Source organism: Jiangella gansuensis DSM 44835 (assembly GCF_000515395.1).
GTDB classification, from domain to species: domain Bacteria; phylum Actinomycetota; class Actinomycetes; order Jiangellales; family Jiangellaceae; genus Jiangella; species Jiangella gansuensis.
On record NZ_KI911782.1, the window covers coordinates 3,872,622 to 3,887,209 of the forward strand.

The window sequence follows — 14,588 nt, forward strand, 5'->3', positions numbered from 1 at the left end:
ACCTCAAAGCCATTAGATTAGACAGGCCGGCCAAATTCTGCGTAGACCTGGCGGCCGATCTTGAGCGCGTTTTGTGCGGAACTCAGGCGCCTAGCCATTGATGGGCGCATGCGGGGGCGAGCTGAGTCGAGCGTCATAAACTCCCAGTCGCGTGCCTCCGCATTATCTATGCGGATGCGCTGGACGGCCTCGGTGTCGAGGATTCCGCCGTCAAAGATGAACATCACGCCGTCATGCCATGGTCCGCTCTGCGGGATCCAATCGACCACAAGTGTATTCGTGATCTTGATGTCGAGCCCTATCTCTTCAAGAATCTCTCGTTCGCAAGCTTGTCGTGGAGACTCGTTCGGGTCGGCAATGCCACCTGGGATTTCCAACGTCGGCTTGTAGATCGGCTTAATGAAGAGGATCAGCCCCTCCTCATTTCGAATCAGCGCGCCGCCGGCAACCGTCTTGCGCGGGATCCTGTCGGCTATGCCTGGGTTGAACTCCTTTTCGGGCGCACCGTCCGCCCTCACGTCCTCTTCGAGGCTCACCCTGGTCATAATGCCTGCGATCCCTTCGTGCGTAGGTTTGCAATCTCATTGAGCACGTCCTTTACGAGGGTAGCGGAAGAGTGCTCTTTCAACTCGTCCGCAAGTCGCCGCAGATGATGTTGCGCGCGTCGTGAGTCGAGCTGCGATACGAGCGGCAAAATTTGCTGTGCCATGCTCGTCGCTTCATCGATGTCTCCGGAGCGAGCGGCGGCAATGCCCAGCTCAGCCCCGGCATAGATCCGACGGCGTGGATGGCGGGACGAGGCGTCCCAGACGCGCCGCATGAGCCGCCTAGCCTTGCTAGTGTCGCCGAGCTGTAGCCAGGTCGTTCCTGCGTGGCTAGAGAAGATCACGTCATCCCAGTGCGCTGCCCATGTGCGTAGAGGCTTTTGCGAGCGACGCTCGAACGCGTTCTCAGCCCGTGTGAGCGCCGCCGCGCCTTCATGTGCATCTCCTAGGTGTGCGAGCGCCCTGGCCGACAACAGCTCGCCCTCGGCCACTACCTGCAACTCCTGAGCGGAGTTAGCGACCTCGGTCGCCGTTCGTGCGATTCGGAGCGCATCGCGGGGATGCCCCAGGAACATCGCTTGGTGGGTCAGGCTGGTCATCAGATAAGCGGCTAGCGCGTCGTCCCCGGCTTCCCTCGTCAGCCGCAAGGCGTGTGTGAAGTACGCCTGTGCGGTGCCGTGCTCGCCTGCGTCATACGCCATCCAGCCGACAACCTCGCACAGCTCCGCGACCGCTGAGAACAACTCGGCGTGAACGCCGGCCTCCTGGTGCGCAGCCAACATTGGCATGGCCACGTCGTGAAGGAAGCTTGTGGCCGTTTGTCGGCAGCCAGGACCGCCCATCGTGCGCTCGAGGGCGTCGAGTGCCTGCGTTGTTGCCCGGATGTGCTCAACGTCCTGTGCGCCGACGGACAGGTTGCGGGGGTCGGCGAGTCTCGGCGTAGAGATCCAGTCCAGAACCGCGGCCGCCAGACTGCTCGGCTCGTAAGCCAGTTCAGGTCCATCGGTTGCGGCATCATCGAGCGCTGAGAGTGTGTCGGCAAGTTGGAGTCGGTATCCGACGACTGCGTGGCGCGCCGGGGGCTCGGCGTCGGCGGAACTGGTCAACTCCCGGAGCCGCGCCACCACGGGTTCTGGCGCGGCTTGGAGCGCGTCGTTCAACGCTTGTTGCGTTCCCGGCCGCAGGCGCATGTCTGGCCGTCGCTTCCAGAGGTAGAGCGACCTTGGCGCGATGCGAAGGATGTCCTGGGCGAACCTCTCGTCGGTCATGAGCGGATCGTGGTCACGGAAGGCCGCCTGGAAGGCAAGCACGCGTTCCGGAGTCCAGATCATCCGCTCATCCGTCATCGCGGCCCCTGCCACCGATCGCAATTGCAGGGGAGTTGCAGGTCAAGATTCATGGTTCGCGCTCGCTAGCGTGCGTTGACTTGCCGACATGAGCTTCAACGTGAGCGAGCCGCTCAGTCAGTTCCTCGACGGTCGAGCGGAGCGAGTCGATCTGCTCCTGCACGGGCGGCGTCGTGTCGTCTGGCGTGGCCGTAACGATCGCTCGTACGCCTGCACGCGACGCGATGAGTCCATCGTTCCTGAGCACATCCAATGCTCGCTTGACGGTCATGTGCGACACGCCGTGGTCGTCAGCGAGCTGCTGGATGGACGGCAGGTGCGAGCCCACTGCGTACTCACCTGTGGCTATCGCTTGTCGAACCGTGTTTGCGACCTGCTCGTAGCCGGTGCGCGCGCCGTCGCTGAGGCTCATGACCCAAGGGTAGCTGAGATGTCTAGCTACCTCTTGACAAAGCTAGCTAGCTACTTAAAGCTAGCTAGATATCGAGGCTAGGGGCCTCACGGAGAAAGGAGAAGGTCATGGCGACCTACGCAGTGGAGAGCACCCGTCAGGCGATGACCGCGACGGGGATCGTGGAACCGGTGATGGCGTGGATCGATGGTCCCGACGGCAAGCGCCGTCCGAGCAAGGATTCCCAGGATCACGACGCGAAGCCGGAGGACGGCGGCACCGGCTGGCCGCTCTGGGGCGTCGAGGTTATGTACATCACTGAGTCGTTCGGCCGGCAGAGCACCGCCACCGCGAAGGTGACGGTCTCCGCGCCGGACATGCCGGTGATCCAGCCCCTAACGCCGATCACCTTCAAGGGCCTCACGGTGGACTGCGGTACGACGCGCTCCGGTGGGTTCTTCGAGCGGTGGCGTGCCCGTGAGCTGGACAAGATCCAGCGCGGTCAGGCACCGAAGGTCGACCAGCACGACAAGGCGGCCTGACCCTCATGTCCGCGCCTCACGACACCACACCAGCAGAGCACCAGCGCTGGTGTGAGGACCAGGAACGCGGCCACACCGGCCCGTGTCGGCTCTACGGGGCCGCCGTGGTCGGGGACGGCGCGATCACCCTCGTGGAGGCCGAGGGAACAGCGGGCGACGGCGTTCGCCTGGTCCTGAGCCACATTCCGCGCCAGTCGGCTCCGCTGCTGGTCCAGCTCACCCCGATGAACGCGAAGCGGCTGGGGGAGGGCCTGACCAAGCTCGGCAGGGCCTTCGACGCGGGGCGCACGCCTCGCCGTCCCACCGGATCGGCGAAGGCCACGGGCGGCGCGACCGCCCCTCGATGAGCACCGCCCAGGAGCCGGACTGGCATCCAAACCTTCGGCTCCTGGGCGGCTTCCAACCCACCCCCAAGGATGGAGGGGATCAGCATGTTCAACCGTACTGCCCGCGCGACCTCGTGGGCATTCCCGCTGCTGCTTGCCGCGCTGCTTCTGGTGGCCGGCGTCGCCGGAACTGTCGTGTCGGCGATGGGTGCGTGGTCGTGATGACCGCCGCCGCTGCCAGGGCTGCCGCTGAGGCTGCCGCCCGCCAGGCCCCGTGCGACCCGGCCTCGTCTGGTCACTGCGGCGAGGGCCGACACGACCAGTGCGCCCACCGGATCGGTGGCCCGCAGGAGGACGGTGTCTGGTTCCCGGAGACCTACCTCATCGGTCCCGCCGGCCTGGTCCCCAACGGGCCGGTCGCCGTGGTGGAGCCGTCGCACGTGTGGCGCTGCTCGTGCACCTGCCACAGCGACCCGAACTCGGCGGGGTGGTTGTGGTGAACGGCGACCCGGTCCTATTCTCCGCGCTCGCCCCTCCCGACAGTGCGACCGTCTACGGGTTCGCGTGCACGGTTTGCGGTCGCCATGCCGCCACCGAGCCCGACGCCGTCTGCGCGGCCTGCGCCAAGTCGGCCAACCCCACGAAGTCGTCGCGGCGTCGGGTGGTGAAGTCCCGTGCTCGGTGACCTGACCCCGGATCAGGCGGACGGGCTGGCCTATGTGGTGTGCGGGGGGTCCTACCTGACCAGCCGGGCGCGAGACGTCCCCGTCGGCGTCTCCCACACCGGCTCGCAGGTGTTCGCCTGTGCCGGCCACTGCCGCCGCCCGGGCCAGGGGGGCAGAGTCGTGACGCGCCTGCCCGAGTTCGGCCCGCCCGCCGAGCGGGTGTTGCAGATGTGCGGCGAGTGCGGTGTCTACACCTCGCGCGACCGCGACGAGAACCACTACGGCCCCGCCGACTATGACGGCCTGATCTGCCGGGAGTGCTGCACGCTCACCGGCACCGGGGAGTGGTGAACGGCATGTATCGCGTCCTGTGCTGCGACTCCTGCTCCGCGTCCACCTTGGACACCGGCCAGGCCGGCGGCTGGTTCGTCTTCATCGACGCCGGATCCGTCGCCGGTAATGCCCGGTGCCCGGACTGTCTGCCCGACCAGTCCGAGCCGTGGTCCTTGCCGGACCCGTCGCGGCTCTGACCTCTTCGGAGAACCCCTGATGACCAAGTCCTACGTGCGTCACCTGCCCGGTGACCACGCCTGTGACGTGTGCGGCCGGACCGGTTGCGATCCGCTCTGGCAGCACACGCTCACGGCCTTCTTCTACTGCGACGACTGCAAGCGGGCGTTCCCGCCCGATGACCTCGTGAGGGTGGTGTGACCCGATGCCTGCTCCCGTCAATCCGATCACGCCGGCCCAGGCCGCGACGTTCGCCAAGGGCCTGGCCGATCCTGACTCGTTCCCCCGCCAGCTCGCCCGGATGGCAGTGCTGCTGTTGGCGTGGCCGCTGGTGCTGGTGTGGAAGTTCCCGATCCTCATCGCCGCCCTGACCATCGCCACGGGTGCGGTCTACGCGGCCGACTACCTGGTGGCCGGCTGGACCCTGATCGCCGCCGCCGTGGTGGCCCCGGTCGTCGTACTCGCGCTGTGGCGGACCCTGCATGCCCGGTCGTTCGCGCCGGTCGGTGCGTGGCTGCTCGGCTGCCTGCGCTGCGGGCTGGTGTATCGGTGGCGGTGGCGTCACCACGCGATCGCCTGCGGCCTCGGCATCCGCGACAAGGACGGCGAGATCATCACCCCGCGCCTGGTCCGGGTGATGTCGAAGCCGGGTCGGGATGAGCTGCGGGTGCGGATGCTGCCCGGTCAGACTCCCGACGTGTACCTGGCCCGCGTGGTGCACTTGGCGCACGCCTTTCGCGTCGGGCACTCCCACCCCGAATACATCGACCGCGTGACCGCGCACTGCGACCGCTCCGGCATGGTCACCATCACCTTCCCCCGAGCGGACCCGCTGCGCCGCGACGTGCCACCGTTCGCGCCGATCCCGGTCGATCGGCTCGACCTGCAAGCGCTGCCTGTGGCGCGGCTGGACTCGACCATCGACGCCTACCGGCTGCCGCTGCTCTACACCCACGTCCTGGTGGCCGGCGCCACCGGCTCGGGCAAGGGCAGCGTGCTGTGGTCGATCGTCAACGGGCTCGCCCCCGGCATCCCCGCCGGACTGGTGCAGCTTTACGGCATCGACCCCAAGGGCGGCATGGAGCTCGCGCTCGGCAAGGCGCTGTTCCACCGCCTGGCCTACGACAAGGGCGACGACCGTCCGGGGGAGGAACGCGCCGCCGACCTCGTGCGGGTGATGGAAGACCTCGCCGACGTGTCCGCCGCCAGGGCTGCCCGCTACGCCGGGAAGCTGCGCAAGTTCACGCCCAGCGCCGATGAGCCGTTCATCGTGCTCGTGGTCGACGAGCTGGCCTACCTGACGAAGTACATGCCGTTCCCGACCCTCAAGAAGACGTTCGCCCAGGCGATAGCCACCGTCCTCACGCAGGGTCGCGCCGTGGGCGTCACCATCGTTGGCCTGCTCCAAGACCCCCGCAAGGACACCGTCCCCGAGCGGTCGCTGTTCCCGGTCAAGATCGGGCTGCGGCTCGACAGCGCGTCAGAGTCACAGATGGTGCTCGGCCAGACCGGGTGGGAACGCGGCGGGCACTGCGAGGCCATCCCCAGGGGACTGCCCGGCGTCGGGTACGTGCTCATCGACGGCGACCCCACACCGCGCCGAGTCCGGTTCTCCTACCTCACCGACGACGACGTGCGCGCGCTGACCTGGCAGCACCCGACCCCGCCGCCGGCCCCGCCGGCCGCGCAGCTCGAAGCCGTCCCCGACACCAACGACGACGGCGACGACGTCGGTGACGAGGGCGATGCTCCGCAGGCGGTGGCGGCATGACCGGCCAGTGGTTCCGCTCCGTGATCGCCAACGATCCGGCCTGGCATCGCTCCGCCCACGGCCCGATCGCGGTCTGCGGCACCCTCGGCACGCTGTTCATGCCGTGGGAGCCCGCCGTGCCGCCCGGCCAGATCACCTGCGCCGACTGCGAAGAGGACTGACTTCGTGACCTCGACCGCAAGTCTGGACGCCCTCGACGTGGACCAGCTCGCCGCGCGGCTCTCGCAGTCGGACGCCGAGCGGGCCACGCGGGGGTGCTCCAACCCGATCCGCCTCACGGGCTCGTCCGTGCACGTGGACGCGGCGACGGGTGAGGTCGTCGGCACCTACAGCTCCGACGACGAGCACGACGGTCACACCTATGTGCGCTGCGGCAACCGGCGCGCCGAGGTCTGTGCGTCGTGCTCGCGGGAGTACAAGGGCGACGCCTGGCACGTGCTGATGTCCGGGCTACTGGGCGGGCTCGGCGTCCCCGAGTCGGTGAGCCAGCACCCGTCGGTGTTCGTGACCCTCACTGCACCCAGCTTCGGCCCCGTGCACCGGGCAACCGGCAAGAAGGGCGGCAAGGGCAAGACGCCCTGTCGGGCACGCCGAGACCGCCCCGTCTGTCCGCACGGCCGGCCGCTGTCGTGCACCCGCCGCCACGACCAGGATGACCGGTTCGTGGGCCAACCGTTGTGCCGGGACTGCTACGACTACACCGCTCACGTCATCTGGCAGTGGCACGCCCCCGAGCTGTGGCGGCGCTTCACGATGGCGCTGCGTCGCCAGCTCGCCCGCGCCGCCGGGCTCACCGTGAAGGACTTTCACGCCCGCGCTCGGCTCTCCTACACGAAGGTGTGCGAGTTCCAAGCCAGGGGCGTCGTGCACTTCCACGCCGTCGTCAGGCTCGACGGCCCGACCGGACCCGACAGCCTCCCACAGCTCGACCTGGACGCCGACGACATCACCGTCCCCGTTCGCGCTGCCGCCGCTCACGTGTTCGTCGACGCCGACACCCCCCGCGGGGACACGCTGCGGCTGCGGTGGGGCGCCCAGCTCGACGCCCGCACCATCACCCTCGGCGCTGGCCGCGACAACAGCACCGGCCCGGCGCATCCGGCGATGATCGGCGCGTACCTGGCCAAGTACCTCACCAAGTCCACCGCCGAGTTCGGGCTCCCCGCCACCGAGCGGATCCGCTCCGCGACCGACGCCCGCCACGCCGGGGCCACCGACCATGCCTGCCGGATCGTTGCCGCTGCCGCCCGTCTGGTAACGGTGTCGGAGGACTACCGGCCGATCGCTCGGCGTCTGGCCACGCTCGGCTACCGGGGCCACCCGATCACCAAGTCCCGCGCTTACGGCGTCACCTTCGGCTCCCGCCGCGAAGCCCGCCGCACCTGGCGACGCCGCCGCGCCCGCCTCCACGCGACCGCTGTCGTCCGGGATGTGCTCGACCTCGACCCCGCGGCCATCGATGACGACGACGCCGTGATCACGCTCGGATCCTGGACCTACGCCGGTCGCGGCTACCTCACCGACCACGACGCCGCCCAGGCCGTCCGCACCCACACCCTCACCCGCATCCGACCCCAGCCGTAAATCTTCCAGGCCGGCGCAGCTGCTCGAGGCGCCGAAACAGGAGATCTTCCGGTAACGACAAGGAGTAAGCCCATGACTGAGACGGTCGAACCGACCTGGACGCCGGACGAGGTCGCCGCGTACCTGCGCGTGCCCAAGGCGACCCTCTACCAATGGCGCTGGAAGAACTACGGTCCGCCGGCGGCGAAGGTCGGTCGCGGCCTCCGGTACGAGGTCGCAGACGTGGTGGCCTGGTTCCAGGCACAGAAGACGGCCGCGTGATGGGCCGCGCACCGCTCCCGATCGGCACGTGGGGCAAAGTCCGCACCTACGTCGCCAAGGTTGATGACGCGGGACTGTCTGAAAAACGGTGGATCTTGGTCTTGGTCTGACACGCCGAGCAGGGGTGCTTGGCGGAAAGGATTGATCTTGACCGAGACACTGGAGCCCGTGGCGGACGAGGTGGATCAGCAAGCGCTGGCCGAGCAGTTGCTGGCGCAGGCCAAGGAGCAGGGCGTCGATCTGGTGGGTCCGAACGGGCTGCTCAACCAGTTGACGAAGAACGTGCTCGAGACCGCTCTGGAGGCGGAGATGAGCGAGCACTTGGGCTATGAGAAGCACGACCGGGCCGGGCGGGACAGCGGGAACTCGCGCAACGGGACCCGCACGAAGACGGTGCTGACTGAGATCGGGCCGGTCGAGATCGAGGTCCCCCGCGACACCGAGTCCTCGTTCGAACCGCAGATCGTGAAGAAGCGGCAGCGCCGCCTGAACGGGATCGATGAGATCGTGTTGTCGCTGACTGCCAAAGGCCTGACCACCGGTGAGGTCGCCGCGCACTTCGACGAGGTCTACGGCGCGAAGGTGTCCAAGGACACGATCTCCAGGATCACCGACAAGGTCGTCGGCGAGATGACCGAGTGGTGCGCCCGGCCACTGGAACGCGTATATCCGGTGATGTTCATCGACGCCATTCACGTGAAGATCCGCGATGGTCAGGTCACCAGCCGCCCGATCTACGTCGCCATCGGCGTCACCGTGACCGGCGAGCGGGACATCCTCGGGCTGTGGGCCGGCGACGGCGGTGAAGGCGCGAAGTTCTGGCTGCAGGTGCTGACCGAGATCAAGAACCGCGGCACCCAGGACGTGTGCATCGTGGTGTGCGACGGCTTGAAGGGGCTTCCCGAGGCGATCACCACCGTGTGGGAGCTCGCGATCGTGCAGACCTGCATCATCCACCTGCTGCGCAACACGTTCCGGTACGCCTCCCGCCGGTACTGGGACCAGATGTCACGCGAGCTCAAACCGGTCTACACCGCACCTTCGGAGGCCGCGGCCAAAGAACGCTGGAACGAGTTCGCCGCCAGCTGGGGGCAGCAGTACCCGGCCATCGTGCGGTTGTGGGAGAACGCCTGGTCGGAGTTTGTGCCGTTCCTGGACTACGACCAGGAGATCCGGCGGGTGATCTGCTCGACCAACGCGATCGAGTCGATCAACGCCCGCTACCGACGCGCGATCCGCGCCCGCGGACACTTCCCCACCGAACAGGCCGCCCTGAAGTGCCTCTACCTGGTGACCCGGTCGCTGGACCCGACCGGCCGAGGCCGGGCACGATGGGCCATGAGGTGGAAACCGGCCCTCAACGCGTTCGCGATCACGTTCGAAGGCCGCATCACACCAACCGGAAACTAGCCGATGCCAAGACCGGATCCACCGTTAATCAGACACACCCGATGACGCCGGTAAACCGGTCCGTCACGTGGCCCGGACGCTCTATCGGGACTTCGACGGCCGAACGCGTCCGGTTGAAGCGCACGGCAAGACCAAGACGGCCGCGACGAACGCTCTGCGGACGAAGCTGACCGAACGTGCCAAGGGTGGCCGTGGGGGAGAGCTGACGGCCACGCACCGGTTCTCCGACGCTGCGGATCTGTGGTTGGAGCGGTTCCGCAAGCAGGTCGAGGCCGACAAGCGCTCGCCGGGCTCGCTGGACACGTACCGGAAGCACTTGAAGAACCACGTGCTGCCGGCTCTGGCTGAGGTCCGTCTCGGGGAGGTCACCACGCCGCTGCTGGACCGCGTCATCGGCAAGATCGCGACCGATGCCGGTGGACCGACGGCCAAGACCTGCCGGAGCGTCATCTCCGGGATCATGGGCCTGGCCGTGCGCCGAGGTGCTGTCTTCGCGAATCCGGTCCGCGAGGTCGAACAGATCGAGACCCGCTCGAAGCAGGCGCGGGCGCTGAATGACGGTGAGGTCGGAGCATGGTTGACGGCGCTCAGAGGCGACGAGCGGGCTGTGCGGCGTGATCTGGTCGACCTGACGGTGTTCATGCTGTCGACCGGCTGCCGTATCGGTGAGGCATTGGCGGTGCTGTGGAGTCAGGTAGACCTGGCGGCGGGGACGGTCGAGATCACGCACACGATCATCCGCGTGCGCGGTGAGGGCCTGTTGCGCAAGTGGACGAAGAACCGCAACGAGCGACTGTTGCTCCTGCCGCCGCTCGGGGTCGCGATGTTGCGCCGTCGCTTTGTGCCCGGCACGCAGCTCGACAAGCCGGTGTTCCCGGACACCCAGGGTGGGTTCCGTGACCCGTCCAACACGAGCCGGGCCATCCGGGACGCCAGGGGAGAGGAGGTCATGTCGTGGATCACCTCGCACGCCTACCGGAAGACGACGGCCACCGTCCTGGACGATGCAGGCCACTCGGCGCGGCAGGTCGCCGACCAGCTCGGCCACGCCCGACCGTCGATGACTCAGGACGTGTACATGGGCCGGCGCGTGCTGAACCCCGCTGCGGCCGAGGCGCTGGAACGTGTGCTCGGCGTAGCGGCCGGGGAGGAAAACTGTGGGTAAGTTGTGGCCACCCGGTGCCGGCCTAATGGGCCTGTGGCCTGTGAGCTTGGGGTTTGGCTCCCGCACCTGGACTCGAACCAGGAACCCTCTGATTAACAGTCAGATGCTCTGCCAATTGAGCTATGCGGGATCGGGTGGAACTGAACGCCCCAGCCGACGCTGAACCTTACCAGGAGAAGGGCCCTCGTTCCCAATCGGTTCGGAGGGCCTGGCAGCCTGGGAACGATCAGTCCAGGACGTGCTCTTCGTACCGCTTGCGCATCAGCGCGACGACCTCGTCGGGGTCGGCGGCCCAGACGTCGGCGTTGAAGATCTCGACCTCGATGGGGCCGTCGTAGCCGGCGGCCTCGACGTGGCGGCGCAGGGCCTGGAAGTCGATGTGGCCGTCACCCATCATGCCGCGTGCGAGCAGCGCGTCCGGTGGGAGCGGGGTGATCCAGTCGCACACCTGGAAGCTGGCGATCCGCTCGCCGGCCCGCGCGATCGCGGCCTCGACCCGGGGGTCCCACCAGACGTGGAAGGTGTCGACGACGACGCCCACCGCGTCGGCCGGGAAGGGAGACGCCATGTCGAGCGCCTCGTCCAGCGTCGACAGGACGCCGCGGTCGGCGCAGTAGATGGGGTGCATGGGCTCCAGTGCCAGCCGGACCCCGGCCTGCTGGGCGTGCGGCACCAGGTCCGCGATGCCGTCGGCCACCCGGGCCCGGGCGCCTGGCAGGTTCCGCGACCCGTCCGGGAGCCCGCCGACCACCATGACCAGGCAGTCGGTACCCAAGGCTGCCGCTTCGTCGATGGCGCGCCGGTTGTCGGCCAGCGCGGCGTCGCGTTCCGGCCCGGGCAGCGCGGTGATGAATCCGCCCCGGCACAGCGACGAAACCTTCAGCCCGGCGTCCGCGACCAGCTGGGCTGAAGTCGCGAGCCCGGCTTCGTGCACCGGCTCCCGCCACAGGCCGATCCATTCCAGGCCGGCCCGGACGCACCCGTCGACGGCTTCCTGGACCGACCACCGGTTCGTCGTCTTCTGGTTCAGTGCCAGCCGCCGCATCGTCACATCACTCCGTACGTGGTCAGCAGTGCCGTCATCCGGGCGGCGGCCAGCTCCGGGTCCGGCAGCAGTCCGGCGGCGTCGGCCAGCTCGAACGTCGTCACCAGGTGGGGGAGGGACCGGGCGCTCTGCAGCCCGCCGACCATCGTGAACCCCGGCTGCAGCCCGGACAGCCAGGCCAGGAACGCGATGCCGGCCTTGTAGTAATAGGTGGGCGCCCCGAAGACCTGACGGGCCAGCGGTACGGTCGGCGCGAACGCCGCCTCGTACGCGGCCAGGTCGCCGCGGTCCAGCGCCTGCAACGCGCCCGACGCGGCCGGAGCGATCGCGGCGAAGATTCCGAGCAGCGCATCGCTGGAGCGGCCGTCGTCGTCGCCGCGGATGAGTTCCGGATAGTTGAAGTCGTCGCCGGTGTAGAGGCGGACGCCGTCCGGGAGCTGCGCGCGTACCCGGCGCTCCAGGTCCGCGTCGAGCAGCGACACCTTGATGCCGTCGACCGTCGCCGTGTGGTCGCGGATCAGCCCGACGACGTGCTCGGTGGCCACCTCGACGTCGTCGGCGCCCCAGTAGCCGGCCAACGCCGGGTCGAACATGGGGCCCAGCCAGTGCAGGATGACCGGCGACGGCGCCTGCGTGAGCAGGCGGTCGTAGACCTTGCGATAGTCGTCCGGTCCGCCGGCGACGGCTGCGAGCTGGCGGCTGGCCATCAGGATGACCTGGGCGCCGGCGTCGTCGACCACCTCGAGCTGGGTCTCGTACGCGGCCGCCACCTCGTCGAGGTCGCGAGCCGGTTCGGTCAGGTGGTCGGTGCCGACACCGGCTGCGATCCGGCCGCCTGCGGCGCGTGCCTCGGCCGAACTGCGCCGGATCAACTCCTGCGTGGCGGCCCAGTCGAGACCCATGCCGCGCTGCGCGGTGTCCATGGCCTCGGCCACACCCAGGCCGTACGACCACAGGTGCCGCCGGAACCCCAGGGTGTGGTCCCAATCGACGACGGCGGGAGCGCCCGGCACGTTCTCGCCGAGGGGGTCGGCGACGACGTGCGCGGCGGCGAACGCCACCCGCGACCGGAACGGTTCGGCCGGCCGGGTCCAGTCCCGCGGCGCGGACAGGACGTGCTCACGCAGCGCGCCGTCCGGCCCGGGCAGCCGCACCGAAACCCCGCCGCTCACAGCGACAGCTCCGGCAGTTCGATCCGCCGCCCCTGCGCCGACGACTCCAGCCCCGCCTGGGCGAGCCGCACACCGCGGGCACCGGCCAGGAAGTCGTACGAGTGGGGTGCGTCCTCGACGACGTGCCGGACGAACTGCTCCCACTGGGCCTTGAACCCGTTCTCCGGAGTGACGTTGTCGGGGACGTCCTGCCACTGGTCGCGATAGGGCTGCGGGTCCGCGAGATCCGGGTTCCAGGTGGGCCGTGGGGTCGAGATACGCGGCTGGACGACGCAGTGGTGCAGCCCCGCGACGGCGCTGCCGTGCGTGCCGTCGACCTGCAGTTCCAGCAGTTCGTCGCGATGCACCCGAACCGTCCAGGACGAGTTGAACTGGGCGATCACGCCGTCGGCCAGCTCGAAGATGGCATAGGCGGCATCGTCGGCGGTGGCCTCGTAGGGCTCGCCCTTCTCGTCCCAGCGCTGCGGGATGTGGGTGACCGCGCGCGCCGTCACCGCCTCGATCCGTCCGAACAGGTTCGTCAGGACGTAGTCCCAGTGGCAGAACATGTCGACGACGATGCCGCCCCCGTCCTCGGCGCGGTAGTTCCAGCTGGGCCGCTGCGCCTCCTGCCAGTCGCCCTCGAAGACCCAGTACCCGAACTCGCCGCGGACGGAGAGGATGCGGCCGAAGAAGCCGCTGTCGACCAGGCGGCGCAGCTTGAGCAGGCCCGGCAGAAACAGCTTGTCGTGGACGACGCCGTTCTTCACCCCGGCGGCCTTGGCCTGCTTGGCCAGGGCGAGCGCGCCGTCGACCGTCTCCGACACCGGCTTCTCGGTGTAGATGTGCTTGCCGGCGTCGATCGCCTTGACGATCGACTTCTCTCGCACCGACGTCAGCTGGGCGTCGAAGTACACCTCGTTCGCCGAGTCACCGAGGGCCGCGTCGAGGTCGGTGGTCCACTGGTCGAGGCCGTGTCGGTCGGCGATCTCGCGCAGCTTCTCCGCGTTACGCCCGACGAGTACCGGTGCGAGGGTGACCCGCGAGCCGTCGGACAGCTCGACCCCACCCTGCTCGTTGATCGCGATGATCGACCGGACCAGATGCTGCCGGTATCCCATCCGGCCGGTGACGCCGTTCATCACGACACCGAGCGACTTGACTGCCATGCCACCTCCTGTGGGAAAGCGCTTGCCCATTAACCGTAAGGGAGGTCGGCTCAGCCTGGCAAGCTCCGGCGTGTCGGTGATGTTGCGAGGTAGTGAATTTGTCGGCCGGCCCGCCTAAATCTGGGGGGTGTCGGGCGGCCGCGGACGTCATCGGGCGTCCTCCAGGGTCACGCGGCAAGCATGCCTGGTGAAGCGGGAACACCCATGCCGAACGTGATCGTTTGGGGCGCTCTTGGCGCATCCGTGGGGTGGTCACGTCCGGGGATCGGTGGGAAGGGGCGAGGTCGGAAGGAAAGGGGTGTGAGATCGCTGCGTGGAACGATGCGGCGTCGCTGTCGTGGGGACGACAGTGCTGTCACATCGTGGCGAGCAGCGATCAGGTCGTTCACCGCGACGAGAACACCGTTCGCCGCGACGCCTCACGACCCCAGGCGAGACCCTGTCTCGTCGCACACCCAGCGAGCTTCACATCGTCGTTCCCGGTGGTGGCTCACAGGCCAGGTTGCCGCGCCTACTGTGCAGCGTTTCGGGTCACGTCACTCGCCACGCGGTCGGACTCTGGCGTTTTCACCGTCCGGTACGGCCTCCGAGGCGAGTGACGTGACCTGAAGGCCCGCTACGTGACCCGGCGACGACACATGTGGGCGGTGGCCGGCTGGCCGCGGACTCCTGCAGGCGACCCCTGTGCCCTGGGGCGGAGTCGCTCG

18 protein-coding genes and 1 tRNA gene are annotated in these 14,588 nt (G+C 68.4%); 12 read left to right on the forward strand and 7 right to left on the reverse strand.

Features of this window, described 5'->3' with window-relative positions:
• Window positions 1–17: 17 nt before the first annotated feature.
• Genes JIAGA_RS0118185 through JIAGA_RS0118195 form a run of 3 tightly spaced genes read right to left on the reverse strand, consistent with a single transcriptional unit; the run spans window position 18 to window position 2,303 of the window.
• The gene (locus JIAGA_RS0118185) at window positions 18–536 is read right to left on the reverse strand and encodes an NUDIX domain-containing protein (protein ID WP_035814633.1); all 519 of its coding nucleotides are present in this window, start codon (window positions 534–536) and stop codon (window positions 18–20) included.
• 5 nt (window positions 537–541) lie between these two features.
• Complete coding sequence (locus JIAGA_RS33280; protein ID WP_157553300.1) at window positions 542–1,891, reverse strand: NsdA family TPR-like regulatory protein; 1,350 nt, start codon at window positions 1,889–1,891, stop codon at window positions 542–544.
• 49 nt (window positions 1,892–1,940) lie between these two features.
• On the reverse strand, window positions 1,941–2,303 hold the full coding sequence (locus JIAGA_RS0118195) for a GntR family transcriptional regulator (RefSeq protein ID WP_026876771.1): 363 nt from the start codon (window positions 2,301–2,303) through the stop codon (window positions 1,941–1,943).
• Window positions 2,304–2,410: 107 nt separating this feature from the next.
• On the opposite strand from JIAGA_RS0118195, the gene JIAGA_RS0118200 reads away from it, so the two are divergent.
• The 12 genes from JIAGA_RS0118200 (at window position 2,411) to JIAGA_RS30705 (ending at window position 10,516) form a co-directional block, all read left to right on the forward strand.
• On the forward strand, window positions 2,411–2,824 hold the full coding sequence (locus tag JIAGA_RS0118200; protein ID WP_026876772.1) for a hypothetical protein: 414 nt from the start codon (window positions 2,411–2,413) through the stop codon (window positions 2,822–2,824).
• A gap of 5 nt (window positions 2,825–2,829) precedes the next feature.
• Entirely contained in the window at window positions 2,830–3,171 is a 342-nt protein-coding gene (locus tag JIAGA_RS0118205) for a hypothetical protein (protein ID WP_026876773.1), read from the forward strand.
• Window positions 3,172–3,371: 200 nt separating this feature from the next.
• Window positions 3,372–3,650 carry a hypothetical protein gene (locus JIAGA_RS0118215; protein WP_157553302.1) on the forward strand — a complete coding sequence of 93 codons (279 nt, stop codon included), beginning with the start codon at window positions 3,372–3,374 and terminating at the stop codon, window positions 3,648–3,650.
• 174 nt (window positions 3,651–3,824) lie between these two features.
• Window positions 3,825–4,166, forward strand: coding sequence for a hypothetical protein (locus tag JIAGA_RS30690; RefSeq protein WP_035812677.1), 342 nt, complete (start codon window positions 3,825–3,827; stop codon window positions 4,164–4,166).
• Between the two features lie 5 nt (window positions 4,167–4,171).
• Window positions 4,172–4,345: a hypothetical protein gene (locus JIAGA_RS0118225; RefSeq protein WP_157553305.1), complete on the forward strand. Its 174-nt coding sequence runs from the start codon at window positions 4,172–4,174 to the stop codon at window positions 4,343–4,345.
• Window positions 4,346–4,364: 19 nt separating this feature from the next.
• The gene (locus JIAGA_RS34700; protein WP_157553307.1) at window positions 4,365–4,526 is read left to right on the forward strand and encodes a hypothetical protein; all 162 of its coding nucleotides are present in this window, start codon (window positions 4,365–4,367) and stop codon (window positions 4,524–4,526) included.
• 4 nt (window positions 4,527–4,530) lie between these two features.
• A complete protein-coding gene (locus tag JIAGA_RS30695; protein WP_051426239.1) occupies window positions 4,531–6,096 on the forward strand; it encodes an FtsK/SpoIIIE domain-containing protein in 1,566 nt (521 codons plus the stop codon).
• A complete protein-coding gene (locus tag JIAGA_RS34705) occupies window positions 6,093–6,257 on the forward strand; it encodes a hypothetical protein (RefSeq protein WP_157553309.1) in 165 nt (54 codons plus the stop codon). The genes JIAGA_RS30695 and JIAGA_RS34705 overlap by 4 nt, the downstream gene beginning before the upstream one ends.
• Before the next feature lie 4 nt (window positions 6,258–6,261).
• Window positions 6,262–7,680 carry a replication initiator gene (locus JIAGA_RS30700; protein ID WP_051426240.1) on the forward strand — a complete coding sequence of 473 codons (1,419 nt, stop codon included), beginning with the start codon at window positions 6,262–6,264 and terminating at the stop codon, window positions 7,678–7,680.
• Window positions 7,681–7,752: 72 nt separating this feature from the next.
• The gene (locus JIAGA_RS0118250) at window positions 7,753–7,941 is read left to right on the forward strand and encodes a helix-turn-helix transcriptional regulator (RefSeq protein ID WP_026876776.1); all 189 of its coding nucleotides are present in this window, start codon (window positions 7,753–7,755) and stop codon (window positions 7,939–7,941) included.
• A gap of 147 nt (window positions 7,942–8,088) precedes the next feature.
• Window positions 8,089–9,351: an IS256 family transposase gene (locus JIAGA_RS0118255; RefSeq protein ID WP_026876777.1), complete on the forward strand. Its 1,263-nt coding sequence runs from the start codon at window positions 8,089–8,091 to the stop codon at window positions 9,349–9,351.
• A gap of 67 nt (window positions 9,352–9,418) precedes the next feature.
• Window positions 9,419–10,516, forward strand: coding sequence for a site-specific integrase (locus JIAGA_RS30705; protein WP_051426241.1), 1,098 nt, complete (start codon window positions 9,419–9,421; stop codon window positions 10,514–10,516).
• 54 nt (window positions 10,517–10,570) lie between these two features.
• Here the strand turns inward: JIAGA_RS30705 and JIAGA_RS0118265 are convergent.
• From JIAGA_RS0118265 to JIAGA_RS0118280, 4 genes are all read right to left on the reverse strand, one after another.
• Window positions 10,571–10,646: transfer RNA gene (locus tag JIAGA_RS0118265), tRNA-Asn, on the reverse strand.
• 96 nt (window positions 10,647–10,742) lie between these two features.
• Window positions 10,743–11,561 (reverse strand): sugar phosphate isomerase/epimerase family protein, encoded by an 819-nt coding sequence (locus JIAGA_RS0118270; protein WP_035812684.1) that lies wholly within the window; start codon window positions 11,559–11,561, stop codon window positions 10,743–10,745.
• 2 nt (window positions 11,562–11,563) lie between these two features.
• On the reverse strand, window positions 11,564–12,733 hold the full coding sequence (locus tag JIAGA_RS0118275; RefSeq protein ID WP_026876779.1) for a dihydrodipicolinate synthase family protein: 1,170 nt from the start codon (window positions 12,731–12,733) through the stop codon (window positions 11,564–11,566).
• Window positions 12,730–13,881 (reverse strand): Gfo/Idh/MocA family protein, encoded by a 1,152-nt coding sequence (locus tag JIAGA_RS0118280; protein ID WP_026876780.1) that lies wholly within the window; start codon window positions 13,879–13,881, stop codon window positions 12,730–12,732. The genes JIAGA_RS0118275 and JIAGA_RS0118280 overlap by 4 nt, the downstream gene beginning before the upstream one ends.
• Window positions 13,882–14,588: the final 707 nt, after the last annotated feature.